This window comes from Herbaspirillum sp. 3R11 (genome assembly GCF_004563925.1).
GTDB lineage: Bacteria > Pseudomonadota > Gammaproteobacteria > Burkholderiales > Burkholderiaceae_D > Herbaspirillum.
Genome location: NZ_SPNJ01000001.1, coordinates 901,235 through 920,046, shown reverse-complemented (window position 1 = coordinate 920,046; position 18,812 = coordinate 901,235). Strand labels below are relative to the sequence as shown.

Sequence of the window (18,812 nt, the reverse complement as noted above, 5' to 3'; positions counted from 1 at the left end):
TTGGAAGCAGAGGAAAGATCAGTCCGTGCCGGACTGCCATTTGGACAGCGCCTGGTCATCGCTTTCGCGCGCATCGACCCAGCGCGCGCCTTCGGGCGTCTGTTCCTTTTTCCAGAACGGCGCCTGCGTCTTGAGGTAGTCCATGATGAATTCGCAGGCGGCGAATGCGACGCCGCGATGCTTGGCCGTCACCGCCACCAGCACGATCTGTTCGAGCGGCTGCAGCGGCCCGACGCGGTGGATCACCAGCGCATCGAAAATCTCCCAGCGCGCCTTGGCGTCGACGACGATCTGTTCGAGCGCCTTCTCGGTCATGCCGGGATAGTGTTCGAGTTCCATCTCCTGCACGCTGGCGCCGTCGTTGAGGTCGCGCACCGTGCCGACGAAACTCACCACCGCGCCGACCTTGGGATTGTTCAGGCGCAGCGCGGCGATCTCGGCGCTGAGGTCAAAGTCGGCAGTCTGGACACGGATCGGCATGGAGGAGGCAGGAAAGAAGCAGGTAAATGGAATCGCGACCATTGTACCTAAAGTGGCCGCCTGCCCTGCCGCAGAAACAACAAGTCCCGGACTGGCCGGGACTTGTTCAGCACAACAGAACCATGCTCAGGTCAGCACGCTCCACAGCAGCAGCGTCATGACCAGTCCGACCACCGACACAATGGTCTGGATCACCGACCATGTCGCGAAGGTCTGCTTGAGATCGAGCCCGAAGTATTCCTTCACCATCCAGAAGCCGGCGTCGTTGACGTGGCAGAAGAACACCGAGCCGGCGCCGATCGACAGCGCCATCAGCGCATTGTGCGTGCCTGACAGGCTCGCCACCAGCGGCGCGACGATGCCGGCCGTGGCAGTCGTGGCCACGGTCGCCGAGCCGGTTGCCTGGCGCAGCGCCACGGCGATCAGCCAGGCCAGCAGGATCAGCGGCACGTGGGTGCCGGTCGCCACCTTGGTAATCGTGTCGCTGATGCCGGCGGTCAGCAAGGCTTGCTTGAGTCCGCCGCCCGCGCCGATGGTTAGCAACAGCCCGGCAATCGGCGGCAAGGCCTTGCGCAGGATGGCGCCGACTTTATTGCGGTCCGTGCCCTGTGCCCAACCCAGCACGATCACGGCAAACAGCACCGTCACGGTCAGCGCGATGATCGGCTCACCGAAGAAGTTGAGCATCTCGAACAAGGTGGTTTCAGGAGTGACCCAGATCTTGGCGACGGTACGGCCCAGCATCAGCACGACCGGCAGCAAGATGGTGACCAGCGACGGCAGGAAGCCCGGTTGCAGTTCAGGCGCCTGCTGGCCCTTGAACAAAGCGCCGATCTGCTCCGGTTCACCGATGGGCATGCGCGGCGCGAGCCACATGCCGTACAGCGGGCCGGCCAGGATCACCGCCGGAATCGCCACCACAAACCCCAGCAGCATGGTGGTGCCGAGATCGGCATGCAAGGCGCTCACCGCAATCAGCGGGCCCGGATGCGGCGGCAACAAGGCGTGCAAGGTGGTCATGCCGGCCAGCGCAGGAATCGCCACGCGCAGGATCGGTTGCTGCGAACGGCGCGCCATCACGAAGATGATCGGCGCCATCATCACCAGCCCGACTTCGAAGAACAGCGGCAAGCCGACGACCAGCGCCACCAGCGCCATCATCCACGGAATCGCTGCGCCCTTGGCGTAACGTAAAAGCGTCGTGACGATCTTGTCGGCCGCGCCCGAGTCGGCCATCAGCGCACCCAGCATGGCGCCCAGCGCGATGATGATGCCGGCTTCACCGAGGATGCTGCCGGCGCCCTTGCTGAACGAGGACGCGATCTTTTCCAGCGGCAAGCCGGCGCCGGTGCCGGCGATGAACGTGCCCAGCAGGATCGAGAGGAAAGGAGCGATTTTGAGTATGCTGATCAGCAGCACGATGGCGATCAGCGCAACGAGGACGGACAGCAGCAGGCGCGTGTCCTGGGCCGCCCAGGTGGCAATTTCAGTGGTCAGGTGCAAGATATCTCCTTGTCTTCAACATATGAGCGTCTCCTCACCTGTTTTTCCTGCCTGCTCTTTTCCGCGCGCTACATTGGCGCCCGGTTTTTTTAACTACGCTTGACCGTCGCCAGCAAAGCCCCGGCGCCGATGAAGGTCGCGCCGGAAATACGATTGAACATCTTCGCCCGGCCCGGCGTGCGCAACCACGGCGCCACGCGTGCGGCGAAGTGGGCATAGAACGTCAGCCAGAACAGTTCGAAACAAACGAAGGTCGCACCCAGCACCAGAAACTGCGGCAACTGCGCGGCATGCGGATTGATGAACTGCGGGAAGAACGCGGTGAAGAACAGCAGCGCCTTGGGATTGCTGCCGCCAACCAGGAATCCTTGCCAGAACAAACCGGCGCGCGACTTCTTTGTTTGTTCAGCATCGCCATCGCGACCCGCCTCTATCGTGCTCTGGGCCGAGAAAAAAGTGCGCACGCCAATATACGTGAGATAGGCAACGCCGCACCATTTCAAAATGAGAAACACTTTCTCCGAAACTGCAAGAATGGCGCCGAGTCCGGCCGCCGACACCACCATGATCAGGCACACCGCCGTCACGCTGCCGAGCGCGCCGGCGAAGGCGCGACGCACGCCGTGATGGATGCCGTTGGTGATGCACATCAGCACGCTGGGACCGGGCGTGACGGTCAGTACGAACACGGCAGCGACATAGAGGAAGAACGTTTGCAGAGTCATGGGAGATCGTCTGGTCGGAATAGATTACGAAGGTTTGCGCCACACCGTGGCCAGCCACGCCTGCTCGGAACGCAGCAGACCGTCGGGACGGTAATAATGCCGGATTTCGACGAAGCCTGCCGCCGTCATGAAACTGCGCCAGGCCTCGAGATCATGATAAGAGCCGTAGCGTCCACCGCTCCAGCCTTCGCTGTTGCTGCCGCGCGGATTGGAACAGAACAGCACGCCCGCCGGCTTCAACGCAGCGTACAGCTGGCCGAGCACACGCGGCAATTCCGCCGCCGGCACATGGAACAGCGACGCATTGGCGAATACGCCGTCGAACAAGGCCGCGGGCAAGTCCAGTTCAAAGAAATTTTGATGCCAGACTTCGCAGCCGGAATCGGCGCGCGCCATCTCGACAAAACTCGCCGTGCCGTCGAGGCCGATGGCGCGATGGCCGAGCTTGCTGAAGGTTTGCAGGTCGCGACCCGGACCGCAGCCGAAGTCGAGTATGGTCAGCGGCGCGGGCTTGCTGATGGCGTCCAGCAAGGCGTTGATGTTCTGGCTGACGTCATGGTCGCGCGTGCCTTCGCGGAAGTCGTCGGCGCGTCCTTCATAGTGCGCCAGCGTGCCGCCGGCAATGCGCTCGAGGTCTTCTTTGGGCAGCGGCATGTTTGTACTCACCCGCCGGTCACCGGCGGGAAGAACGCAACTTCGCCGCCCTCTTCAATCAGCGTGTCCGGCTCGACCATGTTGTGGTCGTAGGCCATGCGCAGCGCCTTTTCCGGCGACAGCACTTCCATCCAGAGACCGCCGCGTCCCATCAGGAACGCGCGCACGTCGCCGACGGTCTTGACGTGGTCGGGCAAGTCGATGATTTCTTGCGTGACGCCGAGCGCTTCACGCACGCTGGCAAAAAAACGGAGTTCTATTTTCATGTGTTTCTGGTCCTGAAAAAGCGTTACAGAGGTGGTTGTAGATCAACGCTCAAGGCGCAATATGGATCTTTGGCCGGATGTGCTTCAGCTGCGCGACGATGGTGAATGTCATTACCACCAGCAGGGCCCAGGCGCTCCATTTTCCGACATGCACCGTGGACCACGCGCCGATCTGGTTGGGATAGCGCCAAATGCCGAAGAATGTACTGATGTTTTCCGCCAGCCAGATGAAGAAACCGATCAGCAGAAAGGCCAGCAGCAGAGGCATCTTGCGATCGCGGTCATAGGGGCGGAACACGACTGTCGTGCGCGCATACAAGCCCAGTGCGCAGGCGCCGAGATACCAGCGGTAGTCGCCGATGAAGTGATGCGTGAAGAAATTCAGATAGATCAGTACCGCGATCAGCGTCGCCATCCAGTACGGCGGATGATGCAGGATGCGCAAGTGAAACAGACGCCAGGCCTGGATGATATAGCTGCCCACCGCTGCGTACATGAAGCCCGAAAACAGCGGCACGCCGAACAGCTTCGAATAGGCAAAATCAGGATAGCTCCACGACTGGATATGACCGGAAGTCTTGAACACCTCCAACGCAAACCCGACCACGTGAAAGATACTGATGGCCTTGAGTTCATCCATCGTCTCGATGCCGGTCCGGACCATCCAGAACTGCACGCCCAACGCGAACAGCAGCAAGGCGTCATAGCGCGCAATGCCGAACAGTCCCTGGCGCGGCATCAAGAAGATTGCAGCGAAAAACAAACCGGCGAACAGACAGGAGCGCGCTTCCTTGATACCGAAATACCAGAATTCAACGACAAACCGACGCAGGCCCGCCAGCGCCGGTTGGTCTGCCGGCGCCATCAGATGGCGGTCGAGATTGGCGAGCATGGACGCGACTCAGTTCAGCAAATGATCGAAAGGAATGAAGCGCACCAGATCGCCCTCGGCGATGGTCTTGCCGGCCGGATTGTCGATCAGGCCGTCGCCCCAGACGGTGGATGTCAGCACGCCCGATCCCTGCTTCGGGAACAAGTCGAGGCCGCCGGCGTCGTTGAAACGCGCGCGCAGGAATTCCTGGCGGCGGTCGGCCTTGGGCCAGTTGAAATCGGCACGCAGCGTCAAGGTGCGCGGCGCGACGTTGTCGATGCCTTGCAGGCGCAGCAGGAATGGCCGCACGAACACCAGGAAGGTGACGAAGGTCGACACCGGATTGCCCGGCAAGCCGATGAAAAATGCCTTGGTGCCGTCGTTGCCATTGCTACCACTGCTGCGATTGATCTCGCCGAACGCCAGCGGCTTGCCCGGCTTCATGGCGATCTGCCACATGTTCAGACGTCCTTCCGCCTCGACTGCCGGCTTGACGTGGTCTTCTTCGCCGACCGAGACGCCGCCGCTGGTGATGATCAGGTCATGACTGGCCGCCGCCGCGCGCAAGGTGTCGCGCGTGGCTTGCAGCTGGTCGGGCACGATGCCGAAGTCTTTCACTTCGCAGCCGAGGTTTTCCAGCAGGCCGCGCAGCAGGAAACGGTTGGAGTTGTAAATCGCGCCGGGCTTGAGCGCCTCGCCCGGCATAGTCAGTTCGTCGCCGGTGAAGAACACCGCCACGCGCAACTTGCGCAGCACCGGCAGGTTCGCCAGGCCGACCGATGCAGCCAGCCCCAGTTCTTGCGGACGCAACCGCACGCCGGCCGGCAGGATGGTGTCGGCGATTCGGATGTCTTCGCCGGTTTCACGGATCCATTCGCCTGCTTCCGGTACATGGCGCACAATGACATGGTCGCCGTCGGCATCTTTACTGAACTCGCAAGCTTCCTGCATGACGATGGCGTCGGCGCCTTGCGGCACCATCGCGCCGGTGAAGATGCGCGCCGCAGTACCCGGTTCCAGCGCGGTGCCGACATGGCCGGCCGGGATGCGTTGCGACACCCGCAGGCGAGTTTCACCGCTCGCGCATTCCGCGGCGCGCACAGCGTAGCCGTCCATCTGCGAATTGTCCATGCCAGGCACGTTGATCTGCGACACCTGCGGCGCCGCCAGAACACGGCCGTTGGCTTCAAGTGTGGGAATGGTTTCGATCTGGTTCAGCGGCACGGCCGACTTGAGCAGGAATTTCAATGCTTCGGTGACGCTCAGCAGTGGTGGTTTGACTAGCATGGGAAGGAAAATGATGATGCTGGAAAGGCATCCATTCTAGAGCAAACCGGCGTGTCGCCCCTGCTTGCCGTGCGGAACGCTTTCAGCGCAGCAAACCCTGCATCGCCGCCGCGAAGCGCGGATCGCCGAGCAAGCCGACGTTATAGCGCGACCAGCGCGACGGCGCCTCGGTGTCGATATGGAAAATGCTGCCCGGCGCGGTGACGATGTTCTGCCGCATCAGCGCCTGCGCCAGCGCCTTGGAATCCGGATAGCCGGGCATCGCCGCCCACAGGTACATCGACTGCACCGGCGAGCAAAACAGCTCCGCCCCCATGTTCTCCAACAGACGCCGCGAGCTCTCGGTGGCCTGCGTCAGACGGTCGCGCAGGCGTGCGGCGTGGCGGCTGTAATGACCCTCGCTGAGGATGACGTCGAGCGTGCGCTCGCAGTATTCCGAACTGCTTACGTGCACCAGCATCTTGATGTCGGCCAGGTCGCTGGCGAGATCGCGATGGCAGGCCAGGAAACCCACACGCAAGGCGGCCGACACCGATTTCGAAAAGCTGCCGACATAGATCGTGCGGCGCAGCTGATCCAGGGTGGAAATGCGCGGCGCTGCGTTGGGCTTGAAGTCGGCAAAGGTATCGTTTTCGACCACGATGGCGTTGTAGCGATCGGCCAGTTGCAGAATCTTGTGCGCCTTGTGCGGCGAAGTGTCGGAGCCGGTCGGATTGTGCGCCAGCGTCTGCGTGAAGAACAGGCAGGGCTTGCCGATCTTGAGTTCGCGCTCGAGCGCCTCGAGGTCCGGCCCGTCGGCCAGGCGCGGGATGCCGACGATGCGCGCGCCGCCCAGCTTGAGCTTGCCGAACAACATGTAATAACCGGGCTCGTCGACCAGCACGCGATCGCCCGGTTTGACGAAATTGCGGATCACGATATCGAGCGCCTGGTTGGCGCCGTGCGTCAGCACGATCTGGCTGGCCGAGGCGTCGATGCCATGGTTCGCCAGCCGATGCACCAGATGCTGGCGCAGCGGCTGGTAACCGAAACGGCTGCCGTAGCCGAACAAGGCGCCGAGGCCGGTGCGCACCACCTTCTGATGGAATTTGTCGAGCCGCACTTCGTTGAGCCAGTCCACCGGCGGGAAACCATCGCCCAGCCGCAAGTGCTCGGGATCGCTCTTCAACTGTTCGCGCATGAGCCAGACCACGTCCATCGCGCGACTCAGCGACGAGGCTTCGTCATCATCCTTGATCGCCGGCGCCGCTGCGCAGACGAAGAAGCCGGACCCGCGGCGCGGCTCCAGCACGCCCAGCGCGGTCAGGTAATCGAAGGCGTTGACGATGGTGTTCTTGGCGCAGTCGTGGGTCTTCGCCATGTCGCGGATCGATGGCAGGCGCGTCCCCGGGGCATAGACGCCCTCGCTGATCTGACGGCGTATCAGCTGGACCAGTCGCTGCGTCAGCGTGGAAGGAAGGGAAGAAGAAGAAGGTGAAACGCTGGGCATGGCGGCTCCGGGCGGATGTTGCATCGCAGGACAAGTGTCTTGGGTACAGTTGCTGCACTGTTCGTCAAAAGTGTACCAAATAAATTGGGTACAGCCTGCTATTCTTGCCCCATTCCATCCGGCGCCTGCCGGCGCATAAGACTAAGACAACATCGAGACAAAAAGGCAGAGGTTCCCATGACCGTCGACTCCCGACTCCCGCAATTCCGTTCGCTCAACCCGCAACAACGCCTGGAGCAGATCGCCCAGCGCGCCAACCTCACTGCAGACGAAATCGCCCTGCTCGCCAATCCGGCCGCGTTGCCGCTGGAAGTGGCCAACGGCATGATCGAAAACGTCATCGGCACCTTCCAGATACCGATGGGCGTGGCCGGCTATTTCCAGTTGAACGGCAAGGACGTATTGGTGCCGATGGCCGTGGAAGAACCTTCGGTGGTCGCCGCCGCCTCCTTCATGGCCAAGCTGATCCGCGACTGCGGCGGCTTCCACACCTCAAGCAGCGCGCCGCTGATGCGCGCTCAGGTGCAGGTGATCGGCGTGAGTGATCCCTATGGCGCGCGGCTGGCCATCCTCAAGGACCGCCAGGCCATCATCGATATAGCAAACAGCCGCGACCAGTTGCTCATCAGCCTGGGCGGCGGTTGCAAGGACGTTGAAGTGCACGTCTTCCCTGATACGCCACGCGGCGCGATGGTGATCGTGCATCTGATCGTCGACGTGCGCGACGCGATGGGCGCCAACACCGTCAACACCATGGCCGAAGCAGTCGCCGGCCATATCGAACAGATCACCGGCGGCAAGGTGCGCCTGCGCATCCTGTCCAACCTGGCCGACCTGCGCCTGGCGCGCGCCCACGTGCGCGTCTCGCCTGAAGCGCTGACGACCGCCGACTACGACGGCGCCGACGTCATCAACCGCATCGTCGACGCCTATACCTTCGCCGCCGTCGATCCTTATCGCGCCGCCACGCATAACAAGGGCATCATGAACGGCATCGATCCGGTCATCGTCGCCACCGGCAACGACTGGCGCGCGGTGGAAGCCGGCGCGCACGCCTACGCCTGCCGCAACGGCCACTACACTTCGCTCAGCACCTGGGAAATCGCCAACGACGGCTACCTGGTCGGCACGCTGGAAATCCCCATGCCGGTCGGCCTGGTCGGCGGCGCCACCAAGACGCATCCGCTGGCGCGCCTGGCGCTCAAGATGATGGACGTCAAATCGGCGCAGGAACTGGCCGAGATCGCCGTCGCCGTCGGCCTGGCACAAAACATGGCCGCCATGCGCGCGCTCGCCACCGAAGGCATCCAGCGCGGCCACATGGCGCTGCATGCCCGTAATATCGGCCTGGCCGCCGGTGCAAGCGCGGATGAAATGGATTGGGTGGTGCAACAAATGGTCGCCGCCAAGGATGTGCGCGTCGACTTTGCGGTTAAGCTGCTAAGCCAGCGACGTGGAAAATAAGAAGTATCGGCAACACAAAAAAGATCGCTTCATCAGAAAGCATCGATAACCAGGAGACAATATGCAAACACAATTCAAACTGAACACCCTCGCCCGCCTGATTGCAGCTTCCGCGCTGATCTGCGCCGGCACTGCACAAGCGCAGGTGTCGGACGACGCCGTCCGCATCGGCTTCATCACCGACATGTCCGGCCCCTACGCCGACACCGACGGCGCCGGCGGCCTCGAAGCGATTCGCATGGCGGTGGCCGACTTCGGCGGCAAGGTGCTGGGCAAGCCGATCGAAGTCATGTCCGCCGACCACCTGAACAAGGCAGATATTGCCGCCACCAAGGCGCGCGAATGGGCCGACCAGCGCGGCCTCGACATGCTGATCGGCGGCGTCAACTCCGCCACTGCACTGGCGACCAACAAGGTCATGGCGGAAAAGAAGCGCGTCTACATCAACATCGGCGCCGGCTCGGCACGCCTGACCAACGAAGAGTGCACGCCCTACACCGTCCACTATGAATACGACACCGTGGCCCTGGCCAAGGGCACCGGCAAGGCCGTCGTCAAGCAAGGCGGCAAATCATGGTTCTTCCTGGAGGCTGACTACGCCTTCGGCCATGCACTGGCCAGCGACACCGGCGCCGTGGTCAAGGCCAACGGCGGCACCGTGGTGGGCTCGGTGAAGCATCCGCTATTCGCCTCCGACATGTCGTCCTTCTTGCTGCAGGCGCAAGGTTCCAAGGCGCAGATCCTGGGCCTGGCCAATGCCGGCGACGACACCGTCAATGCGATCAAGGCGGCTAAGGAATTCGGCGTCACCAAGACCATGAAGCTGGTGGGCCTGCTGATGGTGATCAACGACATCCACGCGCTCGGCCTGAACAACGCCGAGGGCCTGATGATGACCGACAGCTGGTACTGGGACAAGGACGAAGCATCGCGCAAGTTCGCCAATCGCTTCTTCCTGAAGATGAAGAAGATGCCGAGCACACACCAGGCTGCGGCCTATTCCGCCACCACGACCTACCTGAAGGCGGTCGCGGCGATCAAGACCGACGACTCGACCAAGGTCATGGCCGAGCTCAAGAAGACCAAGATCGACGACTTCTACAACAAGGGCTACATCCGGGCCGACGGCCGCAACATCCACGACATGTACCTGTACCAGGTCAAGTCGCCGGCCGAATCGAAGAAGCCGTGGGATTACCTGAAGCTGGTGGAAACGATCCCGGGCGAACAGGCGTTCACGACCGTCGCGGAATCGAAGTGCAGCTTGCTGAAGCAGTAACGCAACGCAGTACGAGCATAAAAAAACCGGCATCTTGCCGGTTTTTTTTCGTGCCAGTTTTGATCGTCAATTGTCAGTTGGCGCCGCGTCGATAAAACGCCATGGTGCCCGCCAGTGCCAGCAGGATGGCGCCGCAGGAACGATCCAGCCACAGCACCGCGCGTCGGCGCAACAGGCTGACGGCGCGCGCACCGATGATCGCGTAACCCAGCATCACCGAAAAATCGAGCGCCGCGAACACCACGCTGATGGCAGCGTATTGCGGCCATTGCGGTTCGGCCGCGTTGATGAATTGCGGCAGCAGCGCCGAACAGAACAGATAGCCTTTGGGATTGGTCACCGCCACCAGGAAGGACTTGGCGAAGATGCGCATCGGCGCCGCTTCGCCGTCATCAGCCTGGGCGCGCGACAGATCCAGCCCGCCCTTGGAACGCAGCAGCCGGATACCGAGCCACGCGAGATAAATCGCACCGATCCACTTGACGACAGAGAACCAGAACTCCGACGCCGCCAGCACCGCGCCCAAACCCAGCGCCACCGAGCCGACCAGCACGAAGTCCGACGACACCGCGCCCAGCATGCCGGGCAAGGAACGGCGCACGCCGTAGCGCGCGCCATTGGCCAGCGCCAGCAAGACGGTCGGACCGGGCGTGGCGATGGTCACCAGAGCGACGACGGCGAACAGCGCCAGCGTGGTGATGTTGAGTGCGTGCGGGAGCAGGTTGATTTCCATGGCGGGCTCACTGTGTGGTTGATGGGCGGATTGTACCGATGTTTTTTTACCGGTTCAGCTTGTGCCGAGCGTACGCGTCAGAAACGCACGAATAGTCTCCGGCAACTCGCGATGAAACTGCTCGCGGTCAAAGCCCGGCGGATCCTGCGACGGCGGAAAATTCGGCCGCTGCAGCGCTGCCGGAAAAGGCGTCAGGAAAGAAAAATGTCCCGCTCCCGCCACCACCGAGAATTCCAGCGGCGTACTTGCCGGCAGGTGCGACAAAACCTTGCGGATGCTCTCCGCAGGCGTGATCGGATCGTGCTCTCCCGCCAGCGCAAGCAGCGGCACATGCACATCATCGAGCGCGCCGGGCGCCATAAACCAGTCGGTCGCCGACGCCAGCAATACTGCGGCACGGATGCGCGCATCCGCCACCACCGGCAACGCTGTCCCCGAACGCGACCAGGGATGTCCGCCGACCAGCGCCAGCGCAGTATAGCCGCCCATCGAATGACCCAGCATGGCAATACGATCGGCATCCGCCGCTCCAAGGAAAAAGGCGTCCTCAAGCACGGCGTCGAGTGCACGCGATGTCTGGCCCGGACGCGCTATCGCCGCGGCATCGGTGTTCGACAGCGAGCGATCGTTACGATTGTCGCCGGCATGTTCCGGACTGACGACGATGAAACCGTGCGCGGCAAGATGACCGGCGATGCTTCGGTACAGCAGATGCGATCCGCCGCCGCCGTGCGACACCACGCAGACGGGAAACCGTCCCGGCGCGATCGGTGCATCCGTCGTAGCGTCGAACACATAGGGGCCGATGCTGGTCGGCACGGCAGCGGCAAGGGTCGGATATTGGATCACGCAGGGCGAACTTGCGCCTCGCTCGGGATCGTGGATGTGCAGCGTGCGGATGCCTGAGTTCATGCGGTTGGATGTCTCTGTGTTGTGTAGGTGATCATGATCAAAAAAATATGGTCCGGCTGTCAGGACACCGACAGCGCCGCGCCGGCAAGCGGCAGATTTCCCGAAGCGGACGCCCTGCCATGCTCGCGCGGCGAACAACCCATCACGCGTTTGAAGGCCTTGCCAAAGGCACTGTCGGATTCGTACCCGAGCGAGAGCGCAATGGCGGTAGTCGATGCGCGTGAGTTCTTCAGCTTGTCGCCGGCCAGCAGCATGCGCCAGCGCGTCAGGTATTCCATCGGCGTGGAGCCGACCGTCTGCTTGAAGCGCAAGGCGAACACCGAGCGCGACATGCCCACGCGTTGCGCCAGCTTCTGCAGCGTCCAGTCATGCGCCGGGTCCTCGTGCATGCAACGGATGGCCGCTCCCATCTGCTTGTCGGCCAACGCAAACAGCCAGCCCCCGCCCTCCTTCGCGCCTTCCGCCAGATGCAGCCGCAGCGCCTGCACCAGCATCATGTAGGCCAGCTGCTGCGTGATCAGTGAACCGCCCGGTTGCGACTCCCGCACCTCTTGCGCCATGCGCTCAAGCGACCAGCGCATCGCCGCCTTGTCGGACTCCTTGCGGATATGCACGATCGGCGCCAGCGAGCTCAGCAGGAAATCGGCGTGGCTGCCGGTCAGCACGAAGTGCCCGCCGACCAGGTAACAGCTGGTTTCTTTCTTCTCCGCGCGGCCGTCCTCGGAACGCCATTTTGCGCGCAGCGTCAGGAACTCCACCGGCGGCACGGTCAGATCGGTGGCCAGACGAAATGGCGCTCCCGGCGGCAACAGATAGCAATCTCCCGCCGTGAGCAGCACCTTGTCTGCGATCCCCTCGACGGAAAGCCAGCATTGACCCGACACCACGGCATAGCACTTTATGCCGTCATGCTGCGGCCACTGGATGGCCATCTCGCCGGGAATTTCGAATCCGCCGGCGACATAGCTGCGTGGCTTGAACAGCGACAAGACTTCTGAGAGCGGATCCATATGCCTCCGGACGATTGAACCAATAAAACGGACTTTATAGCATGGATAGTACTGCTGCAAGCGCCTATATTGCGTTCATCGGGCTGCGCTTCTGCAGCCCTTCAACTGAACACAAGGGTATTCATCATGCGTATTTTCGTTACCGGCGCGACCGGTTTCATCGGCTCCACCATCGTTGCCGAACTCCTCAACGCGGGTCATCACGTGCTCGGCATGACCCGCTCCGAAGCAGGCGCACAGTCGCTGATTGCGGCCGGCGCGGAAGTGTTCCGCGGCGACCTGCAAGACCTCGACAGCCTGCGTCGCGGCGCGGCGGCGGCCGACGGCGTCATCCACACTGCCTTCAACCACGACTTCTCGCAGTTCGTCGCCAATTGCGAAGCCGACCGCCTGGCCATTGAGGCACTGGGCTCCGCACTGGAAGGTTCCGATCGTCCTCTGATCATCACCTCCGGCACCGGCATGGGTGCAGCAGCACCAGGCCAGCCGGCCGTCGAAGACAACTTCGATGCCAACCACCCGAATCCGCGCAAGGCTTCGGAACTGGCCGGCGCGGTGGTGGCGAATCGCGGCGTCAATGTTTCCGTCGTACGCCTGCCGCAGGTCCATGACACGGTCAAGCAAGGCCTCATCAGCCCCTTGATCGAGCTGGCCCGCGCAAAAGGTGTCGCAGCGTACGTCGGCGACGGCAGCAATCGCTGGCCGGCGGTGCATGTGAGCGACGCCGCCCGTCTCTATCGATTGGCGGTGGAACGCGCGCAACCCGGTAGCCGTTACCACGCCGTCGCGGAAGAAGGCATCACGATGCGCCGCATCGTGGAAGTCATCGGACAGGGCTTGAAGATTCCGACGGTCAGTGTTTCTCCTGAAGAGACGGCCGCGCACTTCGGCTGGCTGGCCGGTTTCGTCGGCCGCGACCTGCCGGCGTCGAGCGCACAGACGCAGGAAGTCCTCGCATGGCGCCCGACCGGTCCGGAACTGCTTGTCGATCTCGAGCGGATGAATTACTTCAGCGTTTGAAAATCCAGCGTTAAGAAAAACGCGCCGGCGTCTGGATGACGTCGGCGCGTGGTAATGCGATCAGACAAAAACGTCGCTATCAATCCCACTCGCCGGTTTCTTCGACGAGAATTTTCTTGCCCTGCATGACCAGAAGACTGCCGTCTTCCATGACACGGTAGTAGACGCCGCCCTTCCTGAATTCATAACCGAGGAAGCGGCACGGCGTCACGCCGTCCGCGCACAAGGTATGCAGCGTCTTGCCACGCAGCTTGATGCTCTTGCCGGTCTTCTTGCTGGTGCCGGTGTACATGACGTTGTCGCAACTTATCACGCCCTCTTCGCAGCCCTGGATGTCGATGACGAAGGATGGCGTCGTCAGTGTGCTTGCCGATGCATGACCAAACGAGATGCACGAGATGCCCAGCAAGGCGATCAAAAGGTGAGGCTTCATGCTTACTCCTTGTAGACCACGTTGTCGTCCACTGCGTATAAAACACAGGCCTGCCCGGACCGCTCTTCGCATCGCTTCAGCGCCTGCGCATTGACGTCTTGTTTCGCGCCGGCATTCCAGCCCCAGTGCTTGCGCGTCGGCGCCACCGCAAACGCTTTGGGCGCCGATGCCGCCAGGTAGCGCTGGTATTGCTCCCGGCCCTCATCGCTATCCAGCGGCAGCTTGTTCAGGTCGTCGACGGCGGCAAAGCCGCTTGCCGGGAATTGCCGTGCGCGCAGCCGGTCGGGCAGCGTGTCCTGATCCGGGCTGGCAATGCGGCGGGTATCCGTAATCACGCCGCGCTGCAAAGCATCGGTCGGTATCGCTTCGCAGCTGGTGATCTTTTTGCGCTCCTGTCCGTCGCAGAAGAATACGCTGTTGCCCAGCGTGGCCGCCAGGTCGGGATGGTAGAAACTCGCCGCGCCCTTGTGATTCTGAATCGCGATCCAGCGCTTGACCAGTGCCGGATCCGCTTTGCCGTCCGAGTAGCGGATGATCCAGTCGTACAGGCCGCCGCGGATGACGGAAGCGCCGTTCAGATTACCCTGTGCATCGTAATGTCCGTGAAAACCGACGCGGGTCTGGTCCAGTGGATAGTCATCGGTAAACAGCCGCTGCTTGCCGCCCAGGAACATGCGTGAACACGACGACACGCAATACCCCGATACGGCCGTGGTCACGCCCGCCTTACGAAAGAACTCGCCGATCTCGTAACCGGTCCCGGCTTCGCCGCCATGCGAATTGCGCAGGATGACCAGATCGATATGGGGATTGGCGGCAAACGCATCCTTGACCATTGCCCACTCGGAACCGTTGACCGGACCGGACAGGATGATGGTGTTTCCGAACTTTGCCAGTTCCATGGCGGAGGCGGTGGCGCCGGACAGCGCCAGGATGCTGATCGCAGCAGCGTGAGAAGCGAGACGTGACAACGAGGGGCGTGTCTTGGTAGAGATCATTTTTTCCTTGCAGGGAAATGCAGGCAATCAGATGCTGTACTCAAAAAAAGACCGGTCAATACAAACCGGTCTTTTTAGATGGCGAAAAATCAGAAATTAGAAATTCAGCGCCGATATCTTGCTCAGCCCTTGCGCAATGTTGGCCTTGGCAGCGCCTTCATTCGCCAGACGCAGACGCGTTATGCCGGCAAATGCATCGCTCACCGTTGCCGTATGTTCCGACTTGATGGATTCCTGCCAGATGACAACACCGGTATCGGCGCGCTTCAGTGTCCAACCGGCTTCCATTTTGACCGTGAAGGAAAGGCCGAACGACGGCTGGTCAATATTGAAAATGCTGACCGTCAGCAGCATGTCGCCGCCATTGCCTTTGACAACGCTGGAAAAGGTTTTTGAATTAGTGATGGCGTCAGTGATCGCCTGTGCGAAAGCGTCATTCGGGATTTGCGACTTTCCCAAGGCGCCGGTTTCTTTGCCGCCATCCACCGTCAGCGTCACCGACTGCGTGTGTTTGTTAGTGGCCTGGAAGTCGGTAGGCGTCATGCCCGCCGATGTGGAAGGAGTAGCGCATCCGCCCAGCACCGCCGATGTCAGCACCAGTGCGGCAACAGCAAACAGACGATTGGACAAAACAGATTTCAGCGAAAATTTCATTGTGTTCCCCGTAAGTTATTTGGCGTTTTTGTAGATATTGGTCAGCACTTCATCCACCATTTCCGGCGGCGATTTTCTGGTCAGCGAGGTATGGAAGGAATTGCCGACAGCGACAGGAAAATTATTGGTCGGCTGCCTGATGTTGATCGTCAACTCAAGCATGTACATGGTGATGTCCCAAAACCATTTGTCGATATAGGTGACAACCCCATCGGCCTGGTAAGGAGGCGTCAGCTCAGGGCCGGTCGTTACCGAATAGCCCTTCTTGACCAGAAAGTCCTTGATCAGCTGATCAACGTCTTTTTCATCCTTGGGAGACTTCACGACGTAGAAGGTCTTCATGGCCTCCAGGTTGCTGCCCGGCGTGACGCTGGCTGTGGCGCGGTTGACTGCACATCCCGACAGCGATGACAGCACCGCCAGGAAGAAGGAAGTGAACAGGATTTTTTTAAACATGAATCAAGCATCCGTTTTTTTGATTTGAGATCCGCTGGAGGCGGCCTGCATTTTTATCGCGGCTTATGTTCGGTTTATTGTTGATCGTGTGCTTGTTCCCTCCCCCGGCTTGTTCCCTTGTATTGCGCCTGCTCCCTTGCTTTAATTCGGTATTATTTTCGACTTGTGCAGGAGCAGCGCCACGTTGCTTTTCATTATTGTTTTGAATGTTTGCACAGGCATCTGACAAAACACTGACCGTTCTTTACTGACTCGCCTGGAGAATGGGGCTCCTTGTCCGATCGAGTATTTGAAAAATTTTTACAGAAAATCAGGCATTGATCGCTTGCACATTGCCACTCCATATACCTTCACTGTTGTCGATAATGACCAGGCAACTGCCCGGTCCATCCGCAGCAGCAACCAACTCGCCATCCGGATTCCAGAACGCGCTGCGGCCTGCGCTCGCGAATCCGCCGGAAGGCGCCGCATGATTCGCCAGCAGGACGCCCATGTTGAAATCCGAGGAATATTGCCGTAGCAGGGACGAATCCAATGCGTAACCGTTTTCGGAAATCAGCACACTCCCCAGATACAGCGAGGCGCCTTCTTGTGCTGCTGCAACCGCGTGCGCCCGGTGCGTTGTATCGGCGCAAATTGCCAGGGCGAATGCGTGCTCATGCTGATGCCGACAGAATGCATCCATCGTTCCGGCCTGCACGAACTGTTCTTCGCCGGGATGCAGGTAGCGTTTGCGATAGATGGATGCGGCGCCGTCCGGCGAATACATGATTGAACCGATGGAAGGCAATCCCGCCTTTTCTCCGGCGACTACCGAGCCGACAACGAGCGTCATTTTCGCTGCGACAGCGATTTCCTGTAGGGGTGCGAGCAATACATCATCCGGAGCAACCACACATGCGCTGAGGTGCGGCAGCTCGTATCCGCACAAGGAGAGCTCGGGAAAAACCAGGATGTCGACGTCGGCCTGGCGGGCGGACGCGATGAATTTCAGATGTAGCTGAACGTTCGCTTCGATATCTCTCGGTACGGACGGCGATTGCGCTGCTGCGATTCTGATTGTGGTCATGGCGATGAGAAGAAGGAAAATGGAGTCTCGTTGCGCTCTTTTTACGTCAGGCTCAGCCTCGGCTTGCTCACCAGCGCAATACCCGCTTTCGAGCGGGCTTGGTGCTTTTGGAGATATGCTTATCCAAGCCGATACGCCCTGCTCGACACGCCAACCGAATTGCCATCGGGATCCTTGACGTTGGCAAACGCATAGCCGTTAGCCTGGTGCGTACTGCCGAAGACCAACCCGCGCTGCGCACTCTGCGTTTTGAAGTCTTCCACATCCTCGACGCTGAACATCAGCTTCACACCCGCCTGGCCAAGCTTGACGCTTTTGGCGGCCTGGTGGATCAGGATGCTGGCGCCGCTGGCCGGTGCGGTCAGCTCGATCAGGCCTTCCACCATTTCACCTGACGTTTCGAAGCCGAAGAACTGACTGTAGAAGGCAGCCGTGGCGGAGGGATTTTTTGCGTAGATGAGGATGGTGTTGAGTACTGCCGGCATGGCGCTCCCAAGGTGGTTGGTGGGCTAACAGATATGGACGGTGTTTTGTCGCCCGCAACTCTATCAAGGAACGCTATTTTTTTCAGCGGTATTTTCAGCTCTTCATTTCCACCGGTCTTGCGCTTTATTTAGTCCAGAACGGACTGTCCCAGGCCTGCAAGGCTTCGAGAAAAACGCGCAGCCTGGCCGGCAGGAATTTGCGTGTCGGATAAAGCGCATGAACCGGAATCAGCGGCGAGCGCCACTTCGGCAGGACGCGTTGCAGGCGGCCGTCGGCCAGCAAGTCGTTGCAGTAGTTGAACGGCAGCAGGCCGATGCCGTGGCCGTTGTGGGTGAAGTAACTCACGCTGTTGAAGTCGCGGCTCGACACCGCTCCCGAGACCTGGACGCTGACCTGTTTCTTACCGTTGACCAGATCCCATTTTGTCTCGCAGTTCTTGCCGTTCATCAGCACGCATTGATGGGCGCTCAGGTCTTCCGGCTTTTCCGGCAGGCGGCGGCCTTCCAGGTAAGACGGCGTCGCCACCAGGTAGCGCACGGTGTCGCCCAGCTTCTTCGAGATCAGGCTGGAATCTTCGAGGTCGCCGAAACGGATGCCCATGTCGATGTTTTGCCCGATCAGGTTGAGGAAGTCGTTGGTGATGACCAGATCGATCTTGATGCGCGGATAGTTGTTGAGAAAGCCCGAGATGAAGTTGAGGAACTCGGTCTCGCGCAGTACCACCGGCGCGGTAATGCGCAGGATGCCTTCGGGCTTCTTCTGCGTCTGGGTAAGCACGCGTTCTGCATCGGCGAGAACCTCGAGCGGCTCGTGGCATTGATGGAAATAGTCCTGACCCGGCACGGTCAGCGTGAGCTTGCGCGTGGTCCGCTGCAACAGCGTGACGCCCAGTTGCTGCTCGAGGTCGGCGACGCGGCGGCTGACCGTCGACACCGGCATGCCGAGCGCATGCGCCGCCCGGCTGAAACTTTCGAACTGCGCCACCTTCACGAAGATCGCAATATCGTTGAGATCGGCCATGGA

General features: G+C 60.9%; 21 protein-coding genes. 3 read left to right on the top strand and 18 right to left on the bottom strand.

Going from position 1 to position 18,812, the window contains the following annotated elements; translation table 11 throughout:
- Positions 1 to 18 precede the first annotated feature (18 nt).
- The 8 genes from moaE to E4P32_RS04340 all read right to left on the bottom strand — a co-directional run bounded on the left by moaE (position 19) and on the right by E4P32_RS04340 (position 7,275).
- Positions 19 to 480, bottom strand: coding sequence for a molybdopterin synthase catalytic subunit MoaE (gene moaE / locus E4P32_RS04375; protein WP_116433904.1), 462 nt, complete (start codon positions 478 to 480; stop codon positions 19 to 21).
- A 126-nt stretch (positions 481 to 606) separates the two neighbouring features.
- Positions 607 to 1,983, bottom strand: a complete 1,377-nt coding sequence (locus E4P32_RS04370) for a gluconate:H+ symporter (protein ID WP_116433093.1) — start codon at positions 1,981 to 1,983, stop codon at positions 607 to 609.
- Between the two features lie 89 nt (positions 1,984 to 2,072).
- Complete coding sequence (locus E4P32_RS04365; protein WP_116433094.1) at positions 2,073 to 2,708, bottom strand: LysE family translocator; 636 nt, start codon at positions 2,706 to 2,708, stop codon at positions 2,073 to 2,075.
- A 24-nt stretch (positions 2,709 to 2,732) separates the two neighbouring features.
- Positions 2,733 to 3,362, bottom strand: a complete 630-nt coding sequence (locus E4P32_RS04360) for a class I SAM-dependent methyltransferase (RefSeq protein ID WP_116433095.1) — start codon at positions 3,360 to 3,362, stop codon at positions 2,733 to 2,735.
- A gap of 8 nt (positions 3,363 to 3,370) precedes the next feature.
- Positions 3,371 to 3,628 carry a molybdopterin converting factor subunit 1 gene (gene moaD / locus E4P32_RS04355; protein ID WP_116433096.1) on the bottom strand — a complete coding sequence of 86 codons (258 nt, stop codon included), beginning with the start codon at positions 3,626 to 3,628 and terminating at the stop codon, positions 3,371 to 3,373.
- A gap of 49 nt (positions 3,629 to 3,677) precedes the next feature.
- Complete coding sequence (locus E4P32_RS04350; RefSeq protein WP_116433097.1) at positions 3,678 to 4,520, bottom strand: DUF817 domain-containing protein; 843 nt, start codon at positions 4,518 to 4,520, stop codon at positions 3,678 to 3,680.
- Between the two features lie 9 nt (positions 4,521 to 4,529).
- The gene (gene glp / locus E4P32_RS04345; protein WP_116433098.1) at positions 4,530 to 5,786 is read right to left on the bottom strand and encodes a gephyrin-like molybdotransferase Glp; all 1,257 of its coding nucleotides are present in this window, start codon (positions 5,784 to 5,786) and stop codon (positions 4,530 to 4,532) included.
- A gap of 82 nt (positions 5,787 to 5,868) precedes the next feature.
- A complete protein-coding gene (locus E4P32_RS04340) occupies positions 5,869 to 7,275 on the bottom strand; it encodes a PLP-dependent aminotransferase family protein (RefSeq protein WP_116433099.1) in 1,407 nt (468 codons plus the stop codon).
- 15 nt (positions 7,276 to 7,290) lie between these two features.
- Here E4P32_RS04340 and E4P32_RS04335 point away from each other — a divergent pair, with 15 nt between their 5' ends.
- Entirely contained in the window at positions 7,291 to 8,739 is a 1,449-nt protein-coding gene (locus tag E4P32_RS04335; protein ID WP_255419413.1) for a hydroxymethylglutaryl-CoA reductase, degradative, read from the top strand.
- Positions 8,740 to 8,800: 61 nt separating this feature from the next.
- Positions 8,801 to 10,018, top strand: a complete 1,218-nt coding sequence (locus E4P32_RS04330) for an ABC transporter substrate-binding protein (protein WP_116433101.1) — start codon at positions 8,801 to 8,803, stop codon at positions 10,016 to 10,018.
- 73 nt (positions 10,019 to 10,091) lie between these two features.
- On the opposite strand, the gene E4P32_RS04325 is transcribed toward E4P32_RS04330, so the two are convergent.
- The 3 genes from E4P32_RS04325 to E4P32_RS04315 are packed head-to-tail and all read right to left on the bottom strand — an operon-like array spanning position 10,092 to position 12,673.
- Positions 10,092 to 10,751, bottom strand: a complete 660-nt coding sequence (locus E4P32_RS04325) for a LysE family translocator (RefSeq protein ID WP_116433102.1) — start codon at positions 10,749 to 10,751, stop codon at positions 10,092 to 10,094.
- Between the two features lie 54 nt (positions 10,752 to 10,805).
- The gene (locus E4P32_RS04320; RefSeq protein WP_116433103.1) at positions 10,806 to 11,663 is read right to left on the bottom strand and encodes an alpha/beta fold hydrolase; all 858 of its coding nucleotides are present in this window, start codon (positions 11,661 to 11,663) and stop codon (positions 10,806 to 10,808) included.
- A gap of 59 nt (positions 11,664 to 11,722) precedes the next feature.
- Positions 11,723 to 12,673 carry an AraC family transcriptional regulator gene (locus E4P32_RS04315; protein WP_116433104.1) on the bottom strand — a complete coding sequence of 317 codons (951 nt, stop codon included), beginning with the start codon at positions 12,671 to 12,673 and terminating at the stop codon, positions 11,723 to 11,725.
- 126 nt (positions 12,674 to 12,799) lie between these two features.
- On the opposite strand from E4P32_RS04315, the gene E4P32_RS04310 reads away from it, so the two are divergent.
- Complete coding sequence (locus E4P32_RS04310; RefSeq protein ID WP_116433105.1) at positions 12,800 to 13,693, top strand: SDR family oxidoreductase; 894 nt, start codon at positions 12,800 to 12,802, stop codon at positions 13,691 to 13,693.
- A 79-nt stretch (positions 13,694 to 13,772) separates the two neighbouring features.
- On the opposite strand, the gene E4P32_RS04305 is transcribed toward E4P32_RS04310, so the two are convergent.
- The 7 genes from E4P32_RS04305 to E4P32_RS04275 all read right to left on the bottom strand — a co-directional run bounded on the left by E4P32_RS04305 (position 13,773) and on the right by E4P32_RS04275 (position 18,809).
- Entirely contained in the window at positions 13,773 to 14,126 is a 354-nt protein-coding gene (locus tag E4P32_RS04305; RefSeq protein WP_116433106.1) for a hypothetical protein, read from the bottom strand.
- Positions 14,127 to 14,128: 2 nt separating this feature from the next.
- Positions 14,129 to 15,124 (bottom strand): hypothetical protein, encoded by a 996-nt coding sequence (locus E4P32_RS04300; RefSeq protein WP_233526565.1) that lies wholly within the window; start codon positions 15,122 to 15,124, stop codon positions 14,129 to 14,131.
- Positions 15,125 to 15,220: 96 nt separating this feature from the next.
- A complete protein-coding gene (locus E4P32_RS04295; RefSeq protein ID WP_116433107.1) occupies positions 15,221 to 15,778 on the bottom strand; it encodes a hypothetical protein in 558 nt (185 codons plus the stop codon).
- Positions 15,779 to 15,793: 15 nt separating this feature from the next.
- Positions 15,794 to 16,234, bottom strand: a complete 441-nt coding sequence (locus E4P32_RS04290) for a hypothetical protein (RefSeq protein WP_116433108.1) — start codon at positions 16,232 to 16,234, stop codon at positions 15,794 to 15,796.
- Positions 16,235 to 16,544: 310 nt separating this feature from the next.
- Positions 16,545 to 17,303, bottom strand: coding sequence for a carbon-nitrogen hydrolase family protein (locus E4P32_RS04285; protein ID WP_116433109.1), 759 nt, complete (start codon positions 17,301 to 17,303; stop codon positions 16,545 to 16,547).
- A gap of 119 nt (positions 17,304 to 17,422) precedes the next feature.
- Entirely contained in the window at positions 17,423 to 17,788 is a 366-nt protein-coding gene (locus E4P32_RS04280) for a VOC family protein (protein WP_116433110.1), read from the bottom strand.
- Between the two features lie 124 nt (positions 17,789 to 17,912).
- A complete protein-coding gene (locus tag E4P32_RS04275) occupies positions 17,913 to 18,809 on the bottom strand; it encodes a LysR family transcriptional regulator (RefSeq protein ID WP_116433111.1) in 897 nt (298 codons plus the stop codon).
- Positions 18,810 to 18,812: the final 3 nt, after the last annotated feature.